The sequence below is a fragment of the Arenibacter certesii DSM 19833 genome, from assembly GCF_000429545.1.
Taxonomy (GTDB): Bacteria; Bacteroidota; Bacteroidia; order Flavobacteriales; family Flavobacteriaceae; genus Arenibacter; species Arenibacter certesii.
Window position 1 is genome coordinate 313119 of sequence record NZ_KE386914.1, and the last position, 24693, is coordinate 337811.

At 36.8% G+C, this 24693-nt stretch carries 19 protein-coding genes; 14 read left to right on the forward strand and 5 right to left on the reverse strand.

What is annotated here, in order from left to right; all coding sequences use genetic code 11:
- Nucleotides 1-51: 51 nt before the first annotated feature.
- Both G466_RS0120150 and G466_RS0120155 read right to left on the reverse strand, forming a co-directional pair.
- A complete protein-coding gene (locus G466_RS0120150; RefSeq protein WP_026815229.1) occupies nt 52-1206 on the reverse strand; it encodes a Gfo/Idh/MocA family protein in 1155 nt (384 codons plus the stop codon).
- A 66-nt stretch (nt 1207-1272) separates the two neighbouring features.
- Nucleotides 1273-2322 carry a sugar phosphate isomerase/epimerase family protein gene (locus G466_RS0120155; RefSeq protein WP_026815230.1) on the reverse strand — a complete coding sequence of 350 codons (1050 nt, stop codon included), beginning with the start codon at nt 2320-2322 and terminating at the stop codon, nt 1273-1275.
- 265 nt (nt 2323-2587) lie between these two features.
- Here G466_RS0120155 and G466_RS0120160 point away from each other — a divergent pair, with 265 nt between their 5' ends.
- The 11 genes from G466_RS0120160 to G466_RS0120210 all read left to right on the forward strand — a co-directional run bounded on the left by G466_RS0120160 (nt 2588) and on the right by G466_RS0120210 (nt 17554).
- Nucleotides 2588-3472 carry an AraC family transcriptional regulator gene (locus G466_RS0120160; RefSeq protein WP_026815231.1) on the forward strand — a complete coding sequence of 295 codons (885 nt, stop codon included), beginning with the start codon at nt 2588-2590 and terminating at the stop codon, nt 3470-3472.
- A 350-nt stretch (nt 3473-3822) separates the two neighbouring features.
- Nucleotides 3823-5121 carry an MFS transporter gene (locus G466_RS22885; RefSeq protein ID WP_034236268.1) on the forward strand — a complete coding sequence of 433 codons (1299 nt, stop codon included), beginning with the start codon at nt 3823-3825 and terminating at the stop codon, nt 5119-5121.
- Between the two features lie 152 nt (nt 5122-5273).
- Nucleotides 5274-6113: a sugar phosphate isomerase/epimerase family protein gene (locus G466_RS0120170; protein ID WP_026815232.1), complete on the forward strand. Its 840-nt coding sequence runs from the start codon at nt 5274-5276 to the stop codon at nt 6111-6113.
- 94 nt (nt 6114-6207) lie between these two features.
- Complete coding sequence (locus G466_RS0120175) at nt 6208-7320, forward strand: ThuA domain-containing protein (protein ID WP_026815233.1); 1113 nt, start codon at nt 6208-6210, stop codon at nt 7318-7320.
- Nucleotides 7321-7737: 417 nt separating this feature from the next.
- Nucleotides 7738-11355 (forward strand): PAS domain-containing hybrid sensor histidine kinase/response regulator, encoded by a 3618-nt coding sequence (locus G466_RS22890; protein WP_051315808.1) that lies wholly within the window; start codon nt 7738-7740, stop codon nt 11353-11355.
- Nucleotides 11356-11396: 41 nt separating this feature from the next.
- Nucleotides 11397-12116: a response regulator gene (locus tag G466_RS23390; protein WP_051315809.1), complete on the forward strand. Its 720-nt coding sequence runs from the start codon at nt 11397-11399 to the stop codon at nt 12114-12116.
- A gap of 1 nt (nt 12117) precedes the next feature.
- The gene (locus tag G466_RS0120190) at nt 12118-12501 is read left to right on the forward strand and encodes a response regulator transcription factor (RefSeq protein ID WP_026815234.1); all 384 of its coding nucleotides are present in this window, start codon (nt 12118-12120) and stop codon (nt 12499-12501) included.
- A gap of 37 nt (nt 12502-12538) precedes the next feature.
- Complete coding sequence (locus G466_RS0120195) at nt 12539-13582, forward strand: HEAT repeat domain-containing protein (RefSeq protein ID WP_169720780.1); 1044 nt, start codon at nt 12539-12541, stop codon at nt 13580-13582.
- Between the two features lie 95 nt (nt 13583-13677).
- Entirely contained in the window at nt 13678-15114 is a 1437-nt protein-coding gene (locus G466_RS0120200) for a glycosyltransferase family 2 protein (protein WP_051315810.1), read from the forward strand.
- A 16-nt stretch (nt 15115-15130) separates the two neighbouring features.
- Nucleotides 15131-16384 (forward strand): YaiO family outer membrane beta-barrel protein, encoded by a 1254-nt coding sequence (locus G466_RS0120205; protein WP_026815237.1) that lies wholly within the window; start codon nt 15131-15133, stop codon nt 16382-16384.
- A gap of 3 nt (nt 16385-16387) precedes the next feature.
- Nucleotides 16388-17554 carry a hypothetical protein gene (locus G466_RS0120210; protein WP_026815238.1) on the forward strand — a complete coding sequence of 389 codons (1167 nt, stop codon included), beginning with the start codon at nt 16388-16390 and terminating at the stop codon, nt 17552-17554.
- On the opposite strand, the gene G466_RS22900 is transcribed toward G466_RS0120210, so the two are convergent.
- On the reverse strand, nt 17548-19581 hold the full coding sequence (locus tag G466_RS22900; protein WP_034236270.1) for an LTA synthase family protein: 2034 nt from the start codon (nt 19579-19581) through the stop codon (nt 17548-17550). The two genes, G466_RS0120210 and G466_RS22900, sit on opposite strands and share 7 nt — an antisense overlap.
- Nucleotides 19582-19998: 417 nt before the next feature.
- Complete coding sequence (locus tag G466_RS0120220) at nt 19999-20688, reverse strand: sigma-70 family RNA polymerase sigma factor (protein ID WP_026815239.1); 690 nt, start codon at nt 20686-20688, stop codon at nt 19999-20001.
- A 266-nt stretch (nt 20689-20954) separates the two neighbouring features.
- On the opposite strand from G466_RS0120220, the gene G466_RS0120225 reads away from it, so the two are divergent.
- The 3 genes from G466_RS0120225 to G466_RS0120235 all read left to right on the forward strand — a co-directional run bounded on the left by G466_RS0120225 (nt 20955) and on the right by G466_RS0120235 (nt 22898).
- Nucleotides 20955-21500: a DUF4142 domain-containing protein gene (locus tag G466_RS0120225; RefSeq protein WP_051315815.1), complete on the forward strand. Its 546-nt coding sequence runs from the start codon at nt 20955-20957 to the stop codon at nt 21498-21500.
- Nucleotides 21497-21841 carry a plastocyanin/azurin family copper-binding protein gene (locus G466_RS0120230; RefSeq protein WP_034236271.1) on the forward strand — a complete coding sequence of 115 codons (345 nt, stop codon included), beginning with the start codon at nt 21497-21499 and terminating at the stop codon, nt 21839-21841. The genes G466_RS0120225 and G466_RS0120230 overlap by 4 nt, the downstream gene beginning before the upstream one ends.
- Nucleotides 21842-22094: 253 nt before the next feature.
- Complete coding sequence (locus G466_RS0120235; protein WP_229797127.1) at nt 22095-22898, forward strand: SDR family oxidoreductase; 804 nt, start codon at nt 22095-22097, stop codon at nt 22896-22898.
- Nucleotides 22899-23041: 143 nt separating this feature from the next.
- On the opposite strand, the gene G466_RS0120240 is transcribed toward G466_RS0120235, so the two are convergent.
- Nucleotides 23042-24427, reverse strand: a complete 1386-nt coding sequence (locus tag G466_RS0120240; RefSeq protein ID WP_026815243.1) for an exonuclease domain-containing protein — start codon at nt 24425-24427, stop codon at nt 23042-23044.
- Nucleotides 24428-24693: the final 266 nt, after the last annotated feature.

Sequence of the window (24693 nt, forward strand, 5' to 3'; positions counted from 1 at the left end):
TATTACAATCGATAAAAGATTAGGGTATTCATTGAATACCCCTTTAAACCATTACCAATTAACTCCAGTATCTTTCCACTGTCTGTCTTTTGCTGAGTCCAATACGGCCTCGCAAACTTTTTGTGTTTCCTGAGCTTCTTTAAAGGTAGGGGAACAAACTGAATCGTCCTCTAAACTTTTAAAGAAATCCGCTGCTTGATGTATAAAGGTGTGCTCATACCCCACACTTAATCCAGGTACCCACCATTTGTCCATATAAGGATGATCGCCATCCGTAACGTGTATCGATCGCCATCCTCTTTCCATAGATTCATCCCTATGATCAAAATACTCCAATCTGTTTAAATCGTGTAGATCCCATCTTATAGAGGCATGTTCTCCGTTTATCTCAAAAGTTTTTGCTGCTTTATGTCCGCGGGCGTAACGCGTAGATTCGAATACCCCTAAAGATCCATTATCAAAATGGCAATGAAAGATACAGGCGTCGTCTATACCCACCTTTTGTACTTCCCCCGTTCCGGTATGAACACGTTCTTTTACAAATGTTTCTGTTACTGCAGACACATCCTTAATTCCCCCATTAAGCCACATGGCCGTATCTATACAGTGTGCCAATAAATCTCCTGTCACCCCAGATCCTGCAGCGTCATTATCCAAGCGCCAAGTACTTTCCCCTCCTTGGGGCACATCTGGACTTATAGTCCAATCTTGCAAAAAGTTTGCTCGATAATGGAATATTCTACCCAATTTCCCCGCATCTATAAGATTTTTTGCAAGAGTAACCGCAGGCACTCTACGATAGTTGTACCACACTGTATTTTTCACTCCTGCTTTCTCCACGGCATCTACCATAGGCTGAGCCTCTGCTACGGTTCTGGCCAAAGGCTTTTCACATAGCACCATCTTCCCTGCTTCTGCCGCTGCAATCGCGATCTCTGCATGCATATTATTAGGCGTACAGATATCTATAGCGTCAATATCGTCCCTTGCGATTAATTTTCTCCAATCAGTTTCTATAGATTCGTATCCCCATTGATCCGCAAAGGCCTGCACCCTTTCTTTGTTACGTGCGCAGACCGCCTTCAATACGGGTCGGAATTTTAAATCTGGAAAGAAGTTAGCCAATCTATTGTAGGCATTGGAATGGGTACGTCCCATAAACCCATAACCTACCATTCCTATTCTGATTATATTTTTATCTGACATTCTAATTTGCTTTTATTTTTTAATGAAAATTATTTAAGTACTTATTCCTTGTAATAGGGCGTCCTACTATTCGGCTTCGTACCAACCGTGTTGTTTTCGCACCTTAATCATTGCTGCTAGGATATCGTTCCAAGTTTTTGGTTGCATCATCACCTCATTAGGGAACATACAACCATCCCAACAAATATGCTTGAATTTTTTGGTTAGTATTCCATTTTCATCACGTAACCAGAATCCCGCATCCTCTGCAATATCTAATTTACCATTGGGATCTGACGCCAAACAGTGTCGACCTGTTTTATCGTGTGAACCCGCACCAAACACGGTTCCATCATTCTGGGCAACATGGAAATCTATAGTCCATGGCCTAAGGGCAGCCGTCAAGGTTTTTAATCCCTCTTTAAGCGTCTCCCTATCTTCCCATTTAAAGTCTTCAGGCAAAATTCGCTCATCGGGTTTATTGTAACCTAATAGGTATAATAAAGTATGGGCCATATCGGCTTGAAATCCAATATTGGGTCTATCTACTTCTTCCAATGTATTTATCATTGTTTTCCATCCGTGCATCCCTCCCCAACATATTTCTCCTTCGGCAGCTAAAGATTCACCATAATCTGCTGCTACGTCACAGGCTTCCCTAAATGTTTGGGCAATTAGTTTGGTGTTGGCTACCGGATCGGCTGCCCAACTAGCAGGATCTACAGAAGAATCTATACGAATAATCCCATGAGGCCTAACCCCAATGTCCCGAAGCTTTTTACCAATAATACAAGCTTTTTTCACTTGGGTCACAAACTGGTCCCGCTCTGCTTTGGTACCCATTGCAGAACCTCCGCCAGTTCCTGCCCAAACTGGGGCTACTAGGCTACCGATTTCAAGGTTTTTTGCACTTGCCTTATCCGCCATCCTCTTAATACCGTCATCGGTAGAATCTATATCCATATGAGGATCGGAAACAAAGAGATCGAATCCGTCAAATTTTACCCCATCTACCTCCGCATTGGCTGTAAGGTCAATAAGGGTGTCCAACGAAACTGGTGGTTCAGAATCTGGTCCTTTTCCCACTACGCCTGGCCAGGAGGCGTTATGAAGCTTAGGAAAGTTGTTTTCTTGCATAATTTTTGATTTTTTATAAATTGGTGTTAGCTGTATTCCTTTGGTGGAAAAAGCTAACCAGGTTTACAGGATTAAGATGCAACTCACGATATAGGCAATTAAAAATTACCTGATAAATAAGTCTAAATATATCAATTAAATATGAGCACATCAATCGACTCCTACAAATCTAGAATACATTATTACTATATATTTCCTGTATTTTACTAAATATTGATACTTTTCTGTCTTATATTAGAGGCTTTCAAATAAAATGAGAGAATTTATGAGTAACCCGAATATTGAAAAAACACTTACCAATAAGCAAACCTTTATTTTTAAGGATTTGGTTGGCCCTTATTTCAACCCCAATTGGCATTTTCATCCAGAATTTCAAATTTCAATTATTGCTGAAGGGAAGGGCACCCGCTTTGTAGGCGACCATGTACAGTCATTTGAAAAAGGCGATCTAGTAATTACAGGCCCTAACCTTCCACATTTATGGCGTAGTGACGATGCCTATTTTGAAAAAGATAGTGATCTTACTACCCGAGGTCTAGTTATTTATTTTGATAATGAATTACTAAGCGAGTCCCTTTTAGAAAAGGAAGAGTTTTATAATATCAATAAATTAGTAGAAAATTCGGTGAGGGGCATGGAATTCTATGGAGAAACCAGACAGAAGGTTAACCAATTAATGCCGGAAATAGCAGAGGAACGGGGCTTTTCTAGAATCATGAAGTTGTTAGAAATATTAGATATACTTGCAAATTCTGAAGAATATAACCTTTTAGCAAGTCCGGGTTATGTAAATGTATTTAAGGGGGACGATGCGGAAAAAATGCAAATAGTTTACGATTATGTAATGGACAATTTTAAAACGAAAATCTCTTTGGAGGAGATTGCCAGTTTGCTAAACATGACCCCTACCTCATTCTGTAGGTATTTTAAGCCCCGCGCCAATAAAACTTTTACCCGTTTTGTAAACGAAATACGTATAGGTCACGCCAGAAAATTATTATTGGAAGACAATTTTAATATTTCCCAAATTAGTTACGAATGTGGTTTTAATGCCCTATCCAATTTTAACCGACAATTTAAATCCATTGTAAAAATGAGTCCGCATGAGTTTAGAAAGCTCTTTTTAAATATTAAAACCAGCATATCCTAATTAAGGTATGTTATTATTTAGGTGTAACTTATTAAGGAGCAATATATTTTAGTAAATCGTACTTTCCCCAATAAATAGTTCTTATATGTCTTAAATATCAATAAACGATCAGGTCAAAGACAAAATAGTATTGTTCTTTAACAAGAAATAGGAAGCATGCAAATTCTTTAAAGTTTAGATTTGTTGAGGTAAATCCGAAATAGCAAGTACAAACCATCAATTTTGGTATTTTACGAAGCGAATTAAAAAAATGCCTATCCTTGTCAATAGGATAGGAAAATTATAAAAAAGTGTTTAATCTTATAGAATCTTATCAATTAACCAAACAATCAATATAAACTATTAACTCGATGGAAAAAACAACATCTATTTTACACCCTAATGCGAACAGACTATTTTTGGGTAGCTGCCTCGCCTTAATTACAACAGCATTCTCCTTTAGTATTAGAGCTGGAATTTTACCACAGCTTGGTGAGGAACTAAGCTTAAGTGGAGAACAATTGGGCTTCATTAACTCCATGTGGTTTTTAGGTTTCCCTATTTCTATGGTTATTGGAGGGTTAATTTACCATAAAGTGGGAGGAAAAGCCATTATGCAATTTGCATTTTTCGCACATACAATAGGTATAATAATGACGATTTATTCTGGCAGTTATACCGGCCTTTTAGTATCTACTTTACTCATTGGTTTAGGTAACGGTTGTACTGAAGCTGCTTGTAACCCTATGATTGCGGATGCCTACCAAGGTGTTAGGATGAGTAAAATGATGAACCGATTCCATATGTGGTTCCCTGGTGGGATTGCTATAGGTAGTGTTATCTCTACCTTTATGTCTGACGGATTTAATATTGGTGGAAGTTTATTAGGCGGAGGTATGAGTTGGGAGAGTCAGATTTGGGTTATCCTTATTCCTACCTTAATATACGGTTTTATTTTCCTTGGTCAAAAATGGCCTGAAGCTAAAGTAGAGGAAGCTGCTACCCTTAGCGGTAACTTAAAAGCGATGTTATCCCCGCTATTTATTTTTATGATTTGCTGTATGGCATTGACTGCAATCTCTGAATTTGGTCCCCAGCAATGGTCGAGCCTTATCTTAGAAAAGAGTGGTGCCAACCCTATGCTTATTTTGGCCTTGGTAACAGGGTTAATGGCAGTTGCTAGATATTTTGGTGGAAGTGTAGTGAAGCAGTTTGACCAGACAGGGGTTCTATTAGGGTCTGCTGTTATCGCTACAATAGGTATTTTCTTATTTAGCACTCAAACAGGGGCAATGGCATATGTAGCTGCCATATTCTTCGCTTTGGGAGTTGCCTATTTTTGGCCAAATATGATTGGTTTTGTGGCTGATAAGATTCCGAAAAGTGGTGCTTTGGGAATGTCCATTATTGGTGCGGTAGGAATGTTCTCAACCTCAATTTTTCAACCGATTATAGGACGCTGGATCGATGCTGATAAAGCTGAAGCTGCAGCGGCAGGGCTTACTGGGGATGAATTGGAGTTGGTAGCCGGTCAAGCTACTTTGAGTACAATGGTTTCGTTTCCCGCGATCTTGATTGTACTATTCACCATATTATGGTTCTGGATGAGAAAGCGCAATCAGACTTCGCCAGCGGAAGCAGCAAGTGGGCAACCCGTAACTGAACTATAAAACCTAACAATTTTAAAATAAGTTATCCCCGAGGCACAGACCTCGGGGTATTATTTAAAATATATAATCCATACCAATAAATTTTTTTCGCCGTTTAATACTTCCTGATAATATATATCATTTAGGCGAAATTGGTTTTAAAACTATAATTTATGAAAATTGGAATGAATATGTTGCTTTGGACCAACCATGTTACAGAGCAGTACTTTCCCATTGTGGAAAAAATAAAGGCTACCGGTTATGATGGTATAGAGTTATTCCTTGGTGAAGGCGATGAAAGCCATTATTCTAAGCTCGGAACCTTCCTTAAGTCGCAGGAACTAGGTGTTACTGCGGTTGCAAGTTTAGCACCTGATGAGAATATAGCAAGTCCGGATGCCAAAACAAGAGAAGCTGGATTGGAAAAATTAAAATGGTCTATAGACATGGGCGCGGCATCAAACGTAGAAGTTATATGTGGCCCCTTTCATTCTAGTTTTGCTCATTTTACCAGACAACCTCCTACTTCATCGGAAAGAAAATGGAGTGTAGAAATGCTTCAAAAAGCAGCAGAATATGCTGGCTCTGCAGGGATTGTACTTGCCCCTGAAGCCTTAAACAGGTTTGAATGCTATTTGTATAATACCATGGCCGATTTAAGGACCTTGGCCGAACAAGTAAATCATCCAAATTTAGGCGCCATGTACGATAGTCACCACGCGCATATAGAGGAGAAAAGTCAGGCAAATGCCATAAAAACCATTGCACCATTTCTAAAGCACGTTCATATTAGCGAAAATGATCGTGGAACACCTGGTAGTGGACAGGTTCATTGGGAAGAGGTTTTTAGCACTTTAAAAGAAGTAGGGTATGATGGTTGGCTTACCATTGAAGCTTTTAGCACGGTTATTCCCGAATTTGCGAACGCCATTAACGTTTGGAGGGATTATTCCCCATCAGAAGAAATCTATACCAAAGGCTTTACCTTGATAAAACAAGGGATGAAACCTTAGGCAAATATTCGCAACCAATTGCGTCCTTTCCCTTAATGAAAGCTTATATCCTAGTTTGATACTCATTTGATACTCACACTATTTAAAAAAGATCATGAAAAATTATTTATACCTATTACTTACTACCCTAATTGTCTCCTGCGGCGGGATAAAAGCTAAACAGGAAAAAAACAAATTGGCAACAGAGGAGCCTATACAATGGTTAACATTTAATGGAAAGAACAAAAATGCAAAGCACATTGTTTTTATATCTGGTGATGAAGAGTACCGATCTGAGGAGGCACTAACACAAATGGCAAAGATTCTAAGTACCCATCACGGGTTTAAGTCGACTGTTTTATATGCTCAAAATCCAGAAAATCCAGGAGTAATAAATGCCAATTACGGGCAAAATATTCCAGGTTTGGAAGCATTGGAATCAGCAGACATGATGGTCATTTTTACTAGGTTCCGTGCGTTACCAGACGAACAAATGCAACATATAGACAACTATTTAAAGACTGGGAAGCCGGTAATGGGTCTCCGTACGGCCACCCACGCCTTTAATTTTAAGCCTGAATCCAATTCTAATTTTAAACATTACGGCAATTACTATAATGGTGAAAAAACAGAATGGAAAGACGGTTTTGGCCGATTTATACTAGGAGAAAATTGGATAAACCATCACGGACATCACAAGCATCAAAGTACAAGAGGTATAATTGCAGATGGAGCTGATGGACACCCTATTACTAACGGAATAGAGGATGGGGATATTTGGGGCCCTACCGATGTATACGGAGTGCGATTGCCACTTCCTGGAGATTCCCAGCCAATTATATTAGGGCAGGTAGTAAACCGTGCGGGAGCATTTGATGAGAAAGATATTTTTTATGGGATGAAACCTACGGATGATGACGTGGCAAAAACAAATGACAAAGGAACCGATCTTAACAATCCAATGATGCCTGTGGCCTGGACAAAAAGTTATCAGCTGCCAAACGGTAAAAAAGGAAAGGTGTTTACATCTACAATTGGAGCGGCGAACGACCTATTGATTGAAGGCACACGCCGACTCTTGGTAAATGGTGTGTTCTGGTCTATGGATCTACCCGTACCCGCAAAAGCAGATGTTACTTTGGTAGGAAATTATAAACCTACTACCTACGATTTTAGAAAAGACGAATATTGGGATCAGAAACAACTTAAAATATCTGATCTTAAATAAAAAGCATACCTAACTATACTGCACCGCCTTTAGAATCTAATCCGCTCCATAGGAAGGTTTTTAGGCGCTGCAGCGATAGTAATTCCTACCTAACTACAACCCAGCAAAAGAAGCAGGAAAACGTGTTGATGAAAAATCCTGCACACCGCACCTACATAAGTAAACCTGAAAAGGATACATTTTAAATAGACTAATCTCATGCTATTTAAGGCCGTTCTTATTGCCATTTTTTTCTAAATCAGTTGACTAACTGAGGATTACAAACTAAGACCCTTAAATTTAATTTCCTTATTTCTTACAATAAATTTCATTTTATCAACGTTTTTATAGAAGTAATTCTTTTAGGTTTAAAGTACTATTTATCCGACAAACAGAAAGAATTATGTATTTTTGCTGCAGTAGCCCAACTTCTATTCTATGTCTAACCCCTCTATTTTAAAGAAACAGTTAACTAACCTAATTCAATATAATCCCACCCTTTTTAGTTGGACAACGGAAAAACCAATTGATGGATTATGGTTTTTTAAAGCGAATAGAAACGACCATTTTTGGGTGAGTCAATCTTTTTGGAAGAGCTTAGAGTATAGCCTAGCAGAATCTGAATACTTTGGGTCATTTTTAAATGAAAAACTGAATCCATTCCCCAGTGAAAACCTTCAGGAATATATAACAGCCTTAAGCAAGGAAAATTCTGAAAACTCCTCTACTACTCTTTCGATAAAGGATGCCTCGGGCAAGCGAAGGGATTTTTCTGTAGAAGCTTATCCCATAAAAGACAAGGAAAACAATCTATTTTATTTGTTGCGGTTTAATACACTAAAAAATGGGTTTGAAGAAACAACAAATAGCCTAAATAAACTTATCGATGTTTATGAGGAAACAAATGAAATTGCACAAATTGGTGGTTGGGAAATTGATTTATTGAATTACAAAATACTTTGGACAAAGGTAACCCAAGACATTCATGAAGTAGATAATGATTACGTGCCCGAATTCGAGGAAGCTATCAACTTCTACAAAGAAGGATGGAGTAGGGATATTATAGTTAACTCGTTTAATGATTGTATTAACAAAGGCACCCAGTTTGATTTAGAATGTAAATTAATCACTGCAAAAGGGAAGGATATTTGGGTCCGCGCATTTGGGAAACCAGAATTCAAAGATGGAAAGTGTATACGGGTATATGGAGCATTCCAAGATATAGATAAAAAAAAGAAACGGGAAATTGAATTAAAGGAAGCTAGGGAACAGTTTGAGAAAATTTTTGAAAGTTCCACCATTGGGATTCTTTTGGTCAATAAAGACAATAAAGTTGTTGATATTAATCCGGCCAGTATACAGATCCTTGGGTTTGAAAACCAGACTAAGGAGGAAATATTACAGCTTACATTTAAAGACGTTATACATCCCGATAATCTAGCTACGGTCACTGATTTTCGCAATAAACTTATAAGTGGTGAACTCACCAGTTATAAAATAGAGGTAAAATGCATTCATACTTCTGGTAAGATTATTTGGTGCAACCTAATCAGCTCCTTAATTCCTGGAGCCAACCATCATCAAGACCTTATTATATCCCAAATAGAAGAAATTACAGAGCAAAAGGAGTTACAGCGATTGGCTAAGGAGAACGCGGACAAGTTTATAAAGGCTTTTGATAATTCTCCAAATGGGATGGGCGTAATAGGACTAGATCGGAAGTGGGTAATGTTCAATAACAAGCTTGCAGAAATGATAGGGTATTCTAAGGAGGAATTCACTAAGCTGAGGTTTAGGGATATTATACACCCCGAGGACCTAACCAACGATCGTCACTTAATTAAAAAACTCATTAAGGGGGACATTGAAAAATATAGTGTAGAAAAAAGATACATTCATAAGAATGGGGATATTGTACACTGTCATTTTCATGTTGCCGGTATTTATGATGAAGAAGAAAACGTTATTTCTCTTATTGGGGAGGTTGTAGATATGACCGAAAATATATTGAATCAGAAGGCCTTAGAGCGAAGTCTAAACGAACTAAAGGCCTTAATGAATGCTACTACCCAGATATCGATTATAGAGACCGACCTTAACCTCTCCATTAGGAAATTTAACAAAGGTGCCGAAAATCTTTTAGGGTATTCTGCCGATGAAGTAGTTGGAAAATCCAATGCGGCCATTTTTCATCTAGAGGAAGAGATCCTCGACCGTGTTAAAGAACTTTCTGAGAAATATGGGTATCCTATAGCTCCAGAGGCTGCCTTCAGCATAGATGTAGAACATGGTATTATTGAGCCTAAAGAATGGAGCTATGTCAGAAAAGATGGAACTACGTTTCCAGTTCAGCTTATAGTCACCCCTATCCAAGATAACACCGGCAACACTACTGGTTATTTAGGAATCGGGACCGATATTTCTGATCTAAAAGCAATGGAAGAGTCGCTTATAACAGCTAAAGAAACTGCAGAAATGGCTAGTAAATCGAAATCAGATTTTCTAGCAAATATGAGTCATGAAATTAGAACACCATTAAATGGGGTAATTGGTTTTACAGATCTTTTAATGAAATCAACGCTATCAGACAGTCAACTAAATTATATGAAGACTGTTCATATTTCTGCTATATCATTGTTAGACCTAATCAACGACGTATTGGATTTCTCCAAAATTGAGGCTGATAAGCTGGAATTAAATATAGAAAAAACGGACATAGTGCAGCTTTGTGGTGAGGCAATAGATCTTATTAAACATCAAGCACATGATAAGGACCTAGAAGTACTAATTAATATTTCACCTAAAATAAAACGTTTTATTTACGCCGATACCGTTCGTTTAAAGCAAATTATTGTAAACCTTCTTGGGAATGCCGTGAAATTTACACATCAAGGAGAAGTAGAATTAAAAGTAAAGGCAAATACCACAAATATAGAAGGGGATCAAATGTTATATCACTTTTCCATACGCGATACTGGAATTGGGATTGCCCCTCAAAACATGGATAAAATTTTCCATGCGTTTGACCAAGAAGACGCGTCAACTACCCGTAAATTTGGTGGTTCTGGCCTTGGCCTAACTATTAGCAACCGCTTACTGCATCTTATGGATAGCAAACTCCGAGTAAAAAGCACTCCAGATGTGGGAAGTGTATTTTATTTTGATGTAGCTTTTAAAACGGAGTTGGAACAAAATCCGAATAAGACCATTGGTACCCGCAGCGTTACGGAAGTTTTAGTGGTAGACGACAATTCTAACAACCGTACTATACTGAACGACATGTTAGCCGTGGAAAAAATTAACTCTACCCTATTGTCCAATGGAATTGAAACTATAAACACCTTACAAAAAGGTGAAAAATTTGATTTGGCCATTATAGATTACCATATGCCATATCTAAATGGGCTAGATCTTATAAAACATATACGAACCGTATTGAAAATTTCAGAAGACGAGCTACCCATTATCTTATTGCACAGTTCTGGGGATGATATTAAGGTTAGGCAGGAGTGTGCCGAATATCAGGTACAGTTCAATGTGGTAAAACCCATACAAATGAATGTGCTTTTTAACCTTATTTCACAAGTTCAAAATCAGGAGATTCAAAATTCAATAGCCCCATCTAACAATGGGCAAATAATTATCTCCGACAATAATTTTAAGATTATGGTAGCGGAGGATAATGTGATTAACAAGCATTTAATTCGAACCATTCTTAAAAAGCTGCTTCCCAAGATAGAGCTGATAGAAGTAGATAATGGAGAAGAAGCTATTGAAGCTTTTATGACTAATGAGATCGACTTAATTTTAATGGATATTCAGATGCCGATTTTAAGTGGTTATGAAGCATCTAGGCAAATAAGAAAAATAAAAAATGATGAAAACAGGGTTCCTATTGTTGCATTAACGGCAAGAACAGTGTCCGGAGAACGCCAACGATGCCTTGAAAATGGCATGGACGATTACGTTACCAAACCTGTAGTTTTAGAAACGATTAAACAAATTATACTTAACTATTTAATAGATTCGGAAAAGCAATCTCTGGACCTAAGCTAAGATCCACCTCATAGAATTTAAACTAAACTCCCTAATACCAAGTGTATAATAAAAAAATCTTATTAGTAGAACGTCAAGACGACGAACGCGGAATTTTAAAGAAAATTTTAACCAACAGTTCGTTTGAAGTTCTGGATTTTAGTGACAGCATGGGCGCTATTCAGTGGGTCATGGAAAACGGCAATCCCAAATTGCTCATTTTAGAAGAATTCGCTGTTCCGTTAAACGGCTGGCAAACCATGGATTACATGCGCAGCGAGCTTAAAAAAGACCATCCAACACTAATTGTATTAGATGCCGATACCAAAACATCGAATAAGAAATTACAGGGCTATTTAAGAAAACCTTATTCGGATAAAACCCTTGTGGAAATACAAAGTTTTTTAGATAATCTAAAAACACCAGATGAAATTGAGGAATTGTCCAAAGCCTATTCTCTTGACTATTTAATAGATTTATCTGATGGAAATAAGGAGTTCATTTCAGAATCACTTGAACTGTTTAAGGATTCCGTTTCAGAAAGAATAACTGCGCTTCAAGCTGCTATCGATCAACAGCAATTTGGAGAAGTAAGAAAAATTGCCCATAGTATAAAACCCTCATTTCACATGCTTCTAAATCATAAGGGAAAGGAACTGTGTCAAGCTCTTGAGCATTGTAAAATTGATAATGAGTTATCCGTTTTAGTGCAAGAACTCAAATTAGAGTACGAACTAATTCAAAACCAAATAACTTTAGATTCTCCAATAGAAAAGATATAAAATGAAGAAAAAAATATTGGTCATAGAAGACAACCCAATGGTGGTTAAGTCACTTGAGTTTAAGCTTTTAAAAGAAGGCTATGATGTTGCTACAGCAATAGACGGAAGAAGGGCTATGGAACAATTAGAAACGAACAGTTTTGATTTAATTTTAACCGATTTAATGTTGCCTTTTGTCTCTGGTGATCAACTGATAGAACATATCAAGATAAATCACCCCAATATCCCCATTATTGTGCTTTCTACATCTACCCAAGAAGATATTATTACCAATGCCTTTACTATGGGCGTTGATGATTTTATAACCAAACCTTTTAGTCCAAATGAATTGGCTTTGCGGGTCAAAAGAAGTATTGGCTCACTTAAAAAAACAACTAACCGATAAATAAAACATGCCAATAGGCCCTACCTGTATCTTTTTTATGAACATATCATTATCCATTACGGATTTACCTTCCGTTTTGGAAATTAATCTGGTATTGTCCTTGGTATTTTTTATTCTCGCAATTTCGGTAATAAGCCTTATTCTTTATTTACGGGTCCATAAAAACATTAGCAATCACAGAAAAGATAAATTGGATATTTTACTAATCGATTTTATCAACAACTATTTGTTCAATGATGACTTTGATAAATCTAATGAAATGGTCAATTTTAAAAATAAGCATCTTAAAACTACGCTGGATAAACAAGTAGCAACAAAACAAATATTAGTTTTTGCGGAAAATTTAAAGGGTGAATCTTCGGCCGTCATAAAAGAAATATTTTATGGTTATGGCTTATACGACTTTCTTATCCAAGACTTAACAAACAAGGCTTGGTTTAGAAAGGCTAGAGCACTAAACGTTGCTTATCAATTAGCCCTAAACCTCCCAAGTTCCTTAGTCGACTCATTAATTAATGCTAAAAATAAAGACGTAAGACAACAGGCTTTTTTTTACTTTCTTCATAGGTCTACTGACAACCCATTGGGATTTCTAGACAAGGTTACTACCCCATTAACGCTTTGGGAACAAATTCATATTGAAAATGGTCTTAAGAGTTATGAAGGGGAAACACCTGATTTTTCGAATTGGATCAATCATGAATTAATTAGTGTGAGAGTTTTCAGTATGAAAATGATTGCTGATTATAACCAATATGAACATACCCCTATCCTGTTAGAGTTTTTAAATCATAAAGAACACGAAATTCGACTACAGGCTATAATTTCCTTACGGAAAATGGAAGCTCCTGAAATGATACCCACTTTAATTAAAAAATTCTCTAGGGAAAGCATACAAATTAAACAAGAAATCTTTAAAACTATAGGAAGAATTGGCCATGTAGAAGACCTGAAATGTTTAGCTCCATATATTCAACAGGAGGATACGGTCCTTAAAGTTGAATATCTGAAAATAGCGCGACATTTTAACCCACGAATATCAGCAGAAAAAATAGATGAATTTAGAAATATCACTTTATAAAAACATAAGCAAATTTAGATCATTTTTAGACCAGTAAACTCGGGAACAAAAAATCATATTTTCGCCAACATCCACATAAAAAAACTTAATCACTTTTGAATTTTAACCTTTTCGAATTTATAGATATAGCAAGTTTGCTGTTTTTAACCTATGGTTTAATCATCATTTCAGGCTATATTTTTTTGGCTTTATTTTCCTTTTTAGAATTACGGGATTATAAACGTAAATATAATTTTAGAGATGAAGTTCCTTTATTGCAATCTTCCCATTTACCTAAAATTTCTGTTCTGGCCCCCGCTTACAACGAGGAAGCAAACGTCATTGAAAACGTAAGGTCATTGCTTACCCTTGACTATCCTTCTTTTGAAATTGTAATCATTAATGATGGGAGTTCCGATAACACTCTGCAAAGTTTAATCAGCACCTTTGACCTTTATTTAGATGATGTACTTTATTTTCCTCATATCCACACTAAAAATGTTCGAGGGATATATTCCTCAAAGCAACAGTCCTATAAAAATTTAAAAGTAATTGATAAAGAAAATGGTGGTAAAGCAGATGCATTAAATACTGGGGTTAATTGCTGTAGTCATGATATCATTTGCTGTATAGATGTAGATTGTATTTTAGAAAGGGATGCGCTGCTAAAACTAGTTAAACCATTTTTAAACAACGATAAAAAAGTAATAGCCTCTGGAGGGATTATCCGTGTTGCCAATTCCTGTATTATAGAAGACGGCAGGATTATAGAAGTTAGATTACCAGACACCTTTCTTGCCCGCGCGCAAATACTAGAATATTTTCGAGCTTTTTTAATGGGTAGAATGGCGTGGTCCCGTGTAGATGGCTTACTACTAATTTCTGGAGCATTTGGTATGTTCGATAAAAAAACAGTCATAGAATCTGGCGGTTATAACCCTAATACCGTAGGCGAAGACATGGAACTACTTGTGCGTATGCGACGCTTAATGCGAGATAAGAAGATACCTTACACAGTAAGCTTTGTCCCCGACCCATTATGTTGGACGGAAGTACCCCAAAGCTGGAAGGTCCTATACAGGCAAAGAAACCGTTGGACACGGGGTACAATAGAAACCTTAGGCTTGCATAAGGGATTGTTATTTAACCCCAAATACGGTGTTTTAGGAATGCTTAGCACCCCCTATTGGATGTTTTTTGAATGGTTTGCACCCCTAATAGAATTTGCTGGAATCATATTTTTAATTTTAATGTTTCTTTTCGGCCAATTAAACCTGCACGTATTTCTAATATTTTTTGGGGTTGTCTATACCTTCTCTATTTTATTTTCCATAACAGCCTTATTTTTTGAAGAATTTTCTTTTCAACAATATAAAAAGCCCAAGTACATGGTACGTTTGCTTCGCACCGCTTTTCTAGAGCCTCTATTATATCACCCTTTTGTAATGTGGGCTGCGGTGAAAGGAAATATAGATCTAATATTGGGGAAAACCTCCTGGGGAAAGATGACAAGAACAGGTTTGTCTAACCCCTCAAAAACAAAACCTAAATAATTATTATCTATTGATTATGGCTAAATATAAAGCTCAACTTCTTTTGTTATTTCTCTTAGCATTTAAGTTTGTTCCGCTTTCTGCACAAACAGAACTATCAACAGACGAACTCTATACCAATGCAAGAACGGCTGCCTTTGATGAAGACAACTATAAAAAAGCAATTTTCTTGCTTAAAAAAGCATTGGATAAAAGTCCAAATTATTTGGAAGTAAGTGTATTTCTAGGCCGTTTGTATACCTATACCGATAGCCTTCCAAAAGCTAGAATGGTTTTTGAGGAAGTGCTACAAAAAGAAGCAGGACACGAAGAAGCATCACTAGCTTATGCCAACCTTGAATATTGGAATTCCGACTCCCAAAAAAGCTTAAGTTTTCTTAATTCAGGTTTAAGCCAAAATCCTAATTCAGAAAAACTTGGATTGTTAAAGGCTAAGGTTCTAAAGGATTTAAAACGGTATGACGAATCTAGAACTGTTATAGATCAGTTGCTAAGAAATAATCCTGAACTCACAGAAGCGAGAAGTTTATTAGGAAGCATTAATAATTCTGCAGCAAAAAATAGTATTGGACTAACCTACGATTTTATTTATTTTGACAAACGATTTGATGATCCATGGCATTTAGCTAGCGTAAACTATAGCAGACAAACAAAATTAGGCTCTGTGATTGCCCGTTTTAATCATGCGAATAGATTTACAACCAACGGTGCACAGTTTGAAGTTGATGCATATCCAAGAATATCAAATCTTTTTTATGCTTATGTCAGTGGTGGAATTTCCGAAAACAAAGGTATCTTTCCACGGTACCGTGCAGGCTTTTCTTTATATGCCAACCTTCCTTCTTCCTTTGAGGCAGACGCAGGTTTTCGCTTTTTAGCCTTTACTGGAAATACTTGGATCTATACCTTAGGAGTAGGTAAATACTATAAGAGTTATTGGTTTAATTTACGAACCTACCTCACTCCATCAATCAATTCTATCTCCCACTCCTACTCTTTAACTACCAGATATTATTTTGGGGGAGCAGATGATTACCTCAGTTTTAAAATTGGTACTGGGGTGTCCCCAGATGATAATGTAAACAGCCTAGCCTTTGATCCAGAAAATATCTATAAACTTAAGTCAATAAATATGGCATTGGGGTATAGAAAGCTTCTCTGGGATACCCATGTGATTAGTTTTCAGGCTTCATTGGAAAATCAGGAATATGCACCAGAAACAAAAGGAAACCAAATTTCCCTTAGTGTGGGATATAGTAAACGTTTTTAATCTATGGCAAAAAGAATCATAGGACTACTACTTTTTCTTATTATCGCAACTCCCATAATCATGTGGGTGACTTGGTTGGCTACGCCCAAAAAGAAATTGGTAATAGCTTTGGTAGATAAGACCGTATTAACCACCAAAGGCCAAGAACACATTTCATTAGGATGGATTTTAAATCATAACCGTTATACCAAAACTTCTAACAAACCCTATAAAATAGGTGAAGATTATTTTGGATTTTTCCCATTAAAAGATGAAAAGTTTCGATTAAAAGGTCTAGAAAGGTTTACTGAAGACCAGTTACATAAATTAAGTGACGACGCCGATATGGTGTATTTTACCGATACCTACGGAATCTATAATAATGAATGGTATAAGCAAGGCGATGAAGGCGCCCAATCAGGAATGCTCTATGGTGGCTTAAGCAATGACGATATTATCTTTCTAAAAGCCGTAAAAGATCGTCGTAAACTTATAATTACCGAGTTTAACACCATTGGCTCCCCTACTCGATCTGATAATAGAAGAAAATTTGAAGAATTGTTCCAGCTATATTGGACAGGATGGACAGGCCGATATTTTAACAATCTAGATCCTACTAAAAACTTAGAAATTCCTCGATGGCTTATTGAGAATTACAAAAAATCCCATAATGGAGATTGGCCATTTACCCGTGCCGGTCTTGTTTTTGTAAATGATAGTGACCAGGTAGTAATTTTAGAAGAGGGCACACACGTTGATAATGCCCTCCCATATATACACGCAACTCCTGAAGGACAAAGCAAATGGCATTTGCCAGAAAGAACAAAATATCCATTTTGGTTCGATGTTATGATACCTAACTTAGAGGTGAATACGGTTGATGCATCTTATAATTTAAGCCTATTGCCAGAAGGCAGTAAAGAACTGGAAAAATACAGCATACCGGAAACTTTTCCCGCAATTACTCGCCATTTGGGGGATGACTATCGCTTTTTTTATTTTTCGGGCGACTTCAGTGATAATCCAATTAAATTTAACAGCTCCTATTTTAAAGGCATCGGTTTTTTTAAAGGATTCTTTTTTGACGACCGCGATCCTTTAGAACGAGGTAGTTTCTTTTGGAATTTTTACAAACCCATGGTCACGCAAATTTTGGAAAATGAAATGAAATTGATAAACCAAAATCAATAATTAGCGTTGTGTTTTTTATAAATAGAGTCGGGTACCAAAGGTGCTCCTTCAATAATCTGTCTATTACGTCGTTTAAAAGCCTCGAAAGCGGCCTGCAATTCTCGCTTTTTTTCGGGATTGTCAACTAATACCTCTCCCATATTTTCATTCAACTTATACAAGGTATTTCCATTAAGATGATAATCGCCCATTACAAAATCTACCAAATCTGTCTTTGTTTGCATCAATGGGATTTGTTGAACATTTCTAAATTTTCGGACCGTGTCAAGACCATTACCCATAAAACTCACCTGTTCCGGGATTTGAAACTTGTGGTTATTCCCCAAATAGTTTAATAAACTAGGGGCAATATCAAAATGACTTGACACCGATGCAATTTCTGCCCTCCTTGTTAACATAGGAGAATAAATCAACAAAGGCACATGATAGCGATCTATTTTAGTACTCATAGGAATCTCAGGAATACGATGGTCACCGGTAATTAGGAAAATAGTATTTTTATAATCTTCCCGTTTTTTATATGCTTCCATAAAAAATTTAATAGCATCGTCTGCATAAAGTAGGGTAGCATATTGCTTGGCATAGCCAGCGTATTCTTTCTTTTTCTCATTATTAAAACCTAAGTCTTCCATGCGTTGTTCAAACTTCTTCTTGTAATACTCATTATTGTGCACTAAAAATGGACTATGTGTAGCAACAGTAAGTAATATATTAAATTTAGGTTTTGTTAAGGTATCTTCCTTTTGGCTATGTAAATAAAAACGATATAGTTCTTCATCCCCATAGCCCCAAGTGAAATTATTATTTGCAGGTAGTTTGTTATAGGTTCTGGGGAATGTTCCTTCATCAAAAATATGATCTATCCCATTTTTTTTAAGATAGCCTTTCATCTCATCAAAACTAGCATCCCCTCCATAATAAAAATTAGCTTCGTATCCATGATTTTTTAATACACTCATCAGTGAATTTTCATTGGGCATCTTATCACCCAATGCTAAAAATCCGTTCTCAGCAAAAGGAAGTGATCCTATAATTGAGGGCAATACAGCAAAGGTTCTCCCTCCATTACTCAAGAAATTTTTCCAATAAAGACTTTTTTGGGATAAAGAATCCAAATAGGGAGTGAAATTACCCAAATAAGCATCCTCATTAGTAAAAGCCCTCCCTAAACCTTCTACTACAATAATAACGATATTAGGACGCTTCAGTTTAGGCTTAAAAAATGGGGATAGTACGTCGTCTTGAGACCTAGTATGCAAAAAAGGATAGGCATTATCTAAAAAGTCCACAGTTTTTAAACCAGCTAATTGTTCGGCGCCTGGTCCCCCTAAATAGTCTTCGGCATAAATATCTACTTCATAACCATCACTAAAAAAGTAATTTGCTGCCTCACTATAGAAATGCTCCGATTTATTAATTATCATGTTATTGGCAAATTCTGTGCTTAATTGAGGCTTTGCAATTACACTGGCAATCCCCGTACTATAAAACAAGAAGGAAACTACAGGTAATGCAAAAGCTAAGACATTGGGGGCCTTCCATTTTTTAGGTATAAAATAAAGCGCCAATAAAAATGGGATCAGTACGATGAGTAAACTTATGACTGACATAAATGATACGCCACCAGAAGCCCCTACTGTCTGTTTAATATCTTTTATAGAATACCCAAAAAGGTCGGCGCCAAGTAAAACAAGTGATGTATTGTAGTAATTTATTAAGCTTAAATGGATAATAAATAGGAGAACCAATATGGACCCTAACAAAATCTTTGCAATTTTTTGATGTAAGATGAAAATGACTGTGAAAATAATAAAAGGAATAAAAACCCATTGTACCCAGAATACCGTATCAATAAGCAAGCTAGATTTCAACAAGCTAAAGTACCCTATTGGTAAATAGTGACTTTCCTTATAAATAAAGAGTTCTAAAGCACTAATAACCCACAGGAAAAACAGCGCAATAAGGGCATAGATACTAAAGGATTGTAAGGCTTTAAATAAGGACGATTTTAATGTACTTAAGGTCATAGGGAACTTCAAATTATTTACTTCAACTACCGGTCTTTATTTTATTACTTTGAAATTAACATTTTGCTTGATGATTTAAATTCAAGTGAGTCTGTAGTTTATCTAATACGACAAATATAAGTTTGTATTCTTAAAAAATCTCTATCGCTATAGTTTTAATAAATGACTAAACAATCTACTAAAGGTGAATAGTAAGAGCATCTATTATCTCAGAGAAAGTAGCTGCGACCTCTGATGGAACTAGTAACATGTAAACGCCCGTTCGGGCAGGCTTGCCCGAACGGGCGGGATTGTGTTAGAGTAATAACCTCAGTTATTAATAATGTACTACCCTATAACACTTAAAAGAAACTGTTGTAGGTATTAGAATCCAGTAACGGAGCTTTTACAACCAGAACCCTGAATAGTTTTATAAAGCTAATTCTGAACTAGACCTCTAATTTTATCCATTACACTTTGTACCAAAAGGTCGCATTTAGAGTTTCCAAATTCGAAAGCATTTTTAGCATTGGTAAGTTTAAGAATGGAATCTTGCATCATTTTTCTTGCCCTGTGCAGTCGCACCTTAACATTACTTATACTTAGGTCTAGGCTTTGTGAAACCACGGAAATCTCTAGCCCCTGGACCTCCTTTAACATATAAACAATCCGATACTTTTCTGGTAATTGGGCTATTGCTTTTTCCGCAATATGGACGGATTCTGAGTACATTGTTTCTCTCTCTGGATTCATAATGGAGGTATCAGCAATTTGAAAAATTCCTTTTTCGTTGTTAATACTTATTATTTTATTTCGTTTGAATTTCCTTTTCCGTTGTAATACCTCATTAATACCTATACGTATCAACCATGTGGAAAACAGGGCTTCATTTTTAAATTGATATAACTTCTGAAATGCCTTAATATAGGTATCCTGCATTACATCATCTATGTCTGATGGTCTGTCCATGTAACTCCTTATTGTCCTAAACAACAATTGGTTATACCTTCTCAGCAAAATCTCAAACAATTCGGTTTCACCTCCTAATACTTTTTCCACCACTACCTCATCTGGCAAGGTGGCATAAGGAGATCTTTGCAGTTTTCTTACGGGTCTACAGCTGTCCATTTCTATCATTTTATAATTTGATGCCTTGGAACAAGAAAGGTTACAAAATTGGTGCTCACTGTTTTTTTTAGGTGATTTAATAAAATCATACCAAAAGCACCTAGAAATCTAAATATCAAACTATTACAAGTTACAGAATTGGCCAACCAAATCTCATATTAATCTGTTAAATCGGTTATCAACCTAAATTAAATCTTGATTTTACTCTAATTGTAACCTTTTTTCAATTGCTGCATCAAATGGGTAAACAGTTAAACACAGAAAAGATGAAAAAGTTTGCAGATTACATCAGAGGGTTAGGAATCTTGTCATTGTTATTATTAGCCATTCCCATTCATGCCCAAGAATCGCCCCAACTTACCGATCCAGAAGTAGCCTCGGTTGCAGTAGTAGCCAATCAGATCGATATTGACTTCGCCAAGATTGCTTTAAAAAAATCAGATAACAAGGAGGTTTTGGATTTTGCGAAGCGTATGATAGAAGACCATACAGCTGTTATAGGGCAAGCCGTAGAATTAGTAACAAAATTAAAGGTTACCCCAATGGACAATGCTGTTAGCCAGTCCCTACTAAAACAAGCGGAGGATACCAAGGCCAACTTAAACAACACTAAGAAAAAAGATTTTGATAAATTCTATGTAGACAACGAAGTTGCCTATCACAAACAGGTAATTGGTGCGGTAAACGACCTTTTAATACCGCAATCCAAAAATGAAGAACTTAGAGAACTTTTGGCGACTGTAGTCCCCGCCCTGGAAATTCATTTAGGCCATGCCGAGATGTTACAAAAAAAAATGAACTCTAAGAAATGAAACAGTTTCAGTATTACTTCCGTAACGTTTTAATAGCATCGATTCTACTACTAGGTGGCTTTGGATTAAAAGATAATATCATCCAAGAACCACAAGTGCATACAGTAGAAATTATAAAGATGAAGTTTGTTCCGCAACACCTTACAGTAAAAAAAGGAGACAAGGTAATATGGATCAACAAAGATTATATTCTACACGATGTTACCGATGAGAAAAACGGAAAATGGACCTCAAAACCATTCGGTAAAGGCAAAAATTGGAGCAAAATAATTACCCATGACGAGGATTATTTCTGCAGCTTGCACAAGGTAATGAAGGGTACTATAAAAATTAGTTCTTAGTTGGTGTTTACAGTGAGGATAAGAACCAACCAGCAGCAATCTAGTTGGTTCTTAATTTTTAGCACCAAACAGCTACCATCAAAATATTATTTCCCTTTATGAATTGTAGGCTGACTTCTGTCATGGAAATTGCTTATATATTAAATTATCTTCGTGTAGAAGCACAAAACGATTTCCTCTTATTTAGAAAATAGATTTAGGGAGTGTTTTTTATGCTATTGACACCATATTGATAATATTAAAAACTATGACAATGAAGAAAACTATAGTAATTACTGGGGCTAGCGGAGGTATTGGAATGGCTTGTGCCAACGCTTTAAAGGAGTGCAAATTGGTATTGACCGATTATTCTGATTCGGTAGTAAAAAAGGTTACAGACCAATTTTCACAACAAGGATTTGATGTAACTGGAATTGCATGTGACATTACCAAGAAAGAAGATGTAGAAAAGTTAAAAGCATTCGTGCTAAAACAGGGGAATTATGGTGGAATGGTGCATACCGCAGGAGTAAGCGGAAGCGCACAGGATCTTAAAAAAGTTTTTGATATAGATCTAGTAGGCACGGATATTATAGTTGATGCATTTTATGAGCTTGCCAAAGAGAATACAGCTGTAATCCTTTTTTCCTCCATGATGGGCCATGTAGTTCCACCGAATCCTGAATATGACGATGCATTAAGAAATCCGCAGCAAGAAGGTGCTTTTAATAAAGTAGCCTCATTCGTAAATGGTGATGCAGATACCATGTACAACTTTGCCAAGAGAGGGGTGCAATTACTGTGTCAGGACAATGCAATGCGATATGGAGAAAAAGGAGGCCGAATTATCTCCCTCTCCCCTGGTGTTATTATGACGCCAATGGCAGTGAAGGCCGCCGAAGAACATCCAGAGACAATGGATAGGATGAAAAAAATAACCGCCTTAAAACGCAATGGCACTCCAGAAGATATATCTGATGTAGTACAGTTTTTACTTAGCGATAAAGCCCGTTTTATTAGTGGTAGTGATATTCTTGTGGATGGAGGGATTCTACCCCAATTATTAAAGTCTTCCTAGGGCTAACTATGTCCAAAAGAACTAAAGTTCCTTTCCATGATGGAAAGGGGCTTTTTATAAGACAGGTGTTCGTATTTTTGCGAACATCATCTTATAAGGTTATTACTTTAGTATTAGCCCATCTCGGCAAGAAACCTAGGAAATCACTGTAATATCTTTTGGGTTGGTTCTAGGACTATGCTCTTATTATCCTTTTGCCTTAAATATCTTCTTAAAATCTTATGCACGTCATTATTATCTTGCATGCGTATAATGTACGGCACGTATTCTTCAAATTGGGCTAAATTCTTCTTTTTCGGCAAATAACCAAACCCTTTATAAACTCCATTCTCAACCATCACAAAGGATTTCTCATCTTTATGTCTTCCCTCATCTTTAATTATATAAGAGGTATAGGGTTCAACGGTTTGCTCCAAGGCTTTCTCTACCCGTTTATTATAGGATTGCACTGACTCCGCCCCTATACATACTCCATTACAGCTCTTTAAGTGGAAATGGAAACAGGCCCCGGATCCATTTTGCAACTTGCAATACTTAGGGCAAAGATTATAATCCTTACAGAATTCTTCTAAGTAAGCGCGACATTCAGCTTGACTGTAAAAATTAAAAATTGGTGTTTTTAGGTTGTTTAATCGGTCATAGCTTAGGTTCTCTATCCCATTTTTATCTATATAAGTACCTATCCCGTATCGATAACCTGACCTTTTTTGAGCACGGTTATATTTTGGAAAGTGCTTTTTAATTTCGTCTGACTCCAGTAAAAAGGCTACTAGTTCGCTCCCCGTAGGCCTATACTCTATTTGTGCCGTTTCAAAACAGAGTCGCAACTCTTTAAACTCCTTACTATAACTATGACTAAGAACACGCTGTTTTATATCCTTGGCCTTACCGATATAGATAATCTCTCCAACAGAATTTTTAAAGTAATACACTCCTGTTGCATTGGGTAGCTCGTTTACGGTAGATTTAGGCCATAATGGGGGTTTTACTAACTTGGTGGTCCGGGTCCTCAGTAAAAACTGAAACGAACTATCTTTATCTATCTTCCATAATTTTTCCAATAATGCAAGCGTCGCCTCTGCACTACCTTCTGCACCCTGCGTACTACAAAAGTTGATTCCCATATGGCTACACATAGCCCCAAGACTATAACTTTGCTGCCCTGGAATAAGTTTACGCGATAATCTAGCCGTACATATCCTAGAACGTTTGAACTCCCCTCCTAGCGAGGTAAATTCGTTTTTTAAACATTGATGAGTATATTTTACAAAGTGAGAAATTATTATACAATCCTGCGTTAGCTCAACTACCCTTTTGGCAATCTCATAGAACTTTGGGGCAGAAAGTAGCATCTCGTCAGAAATTTCCGAATTTAATGACGGACTGAAACTAATTGGAATTTCAGGATTCACCAAAGTAGAAAATCGGTCTACAACTTTTATTCCATCGTGAATAAGGATACAGATCTCCGTTATCTTATTATTCTCCCCTCGAAGCCCGGTTGTGGCTATGTGAACAATGGCATACACTTAATATTCTACTCTTTAGATTCTGTTTGCTCACATAGTGAGAATTTAATTTGGCTACGCTAACCAGCCCGTTCCATTCAGGCAGGCCTGCCTGTTGCATTTAACCAGCGTCCAATCGTTATCGATCTGCTTTATCCTATGGATCATTGGCAGTAAAAAAAAGGAAAATACTGGATAAAATTTTAAATAAAACAATTTACCTCAACCGATCAATAAACATCTACGATCAGGTTACATTATGGTACTGGATGCTTAATCAGTTCATT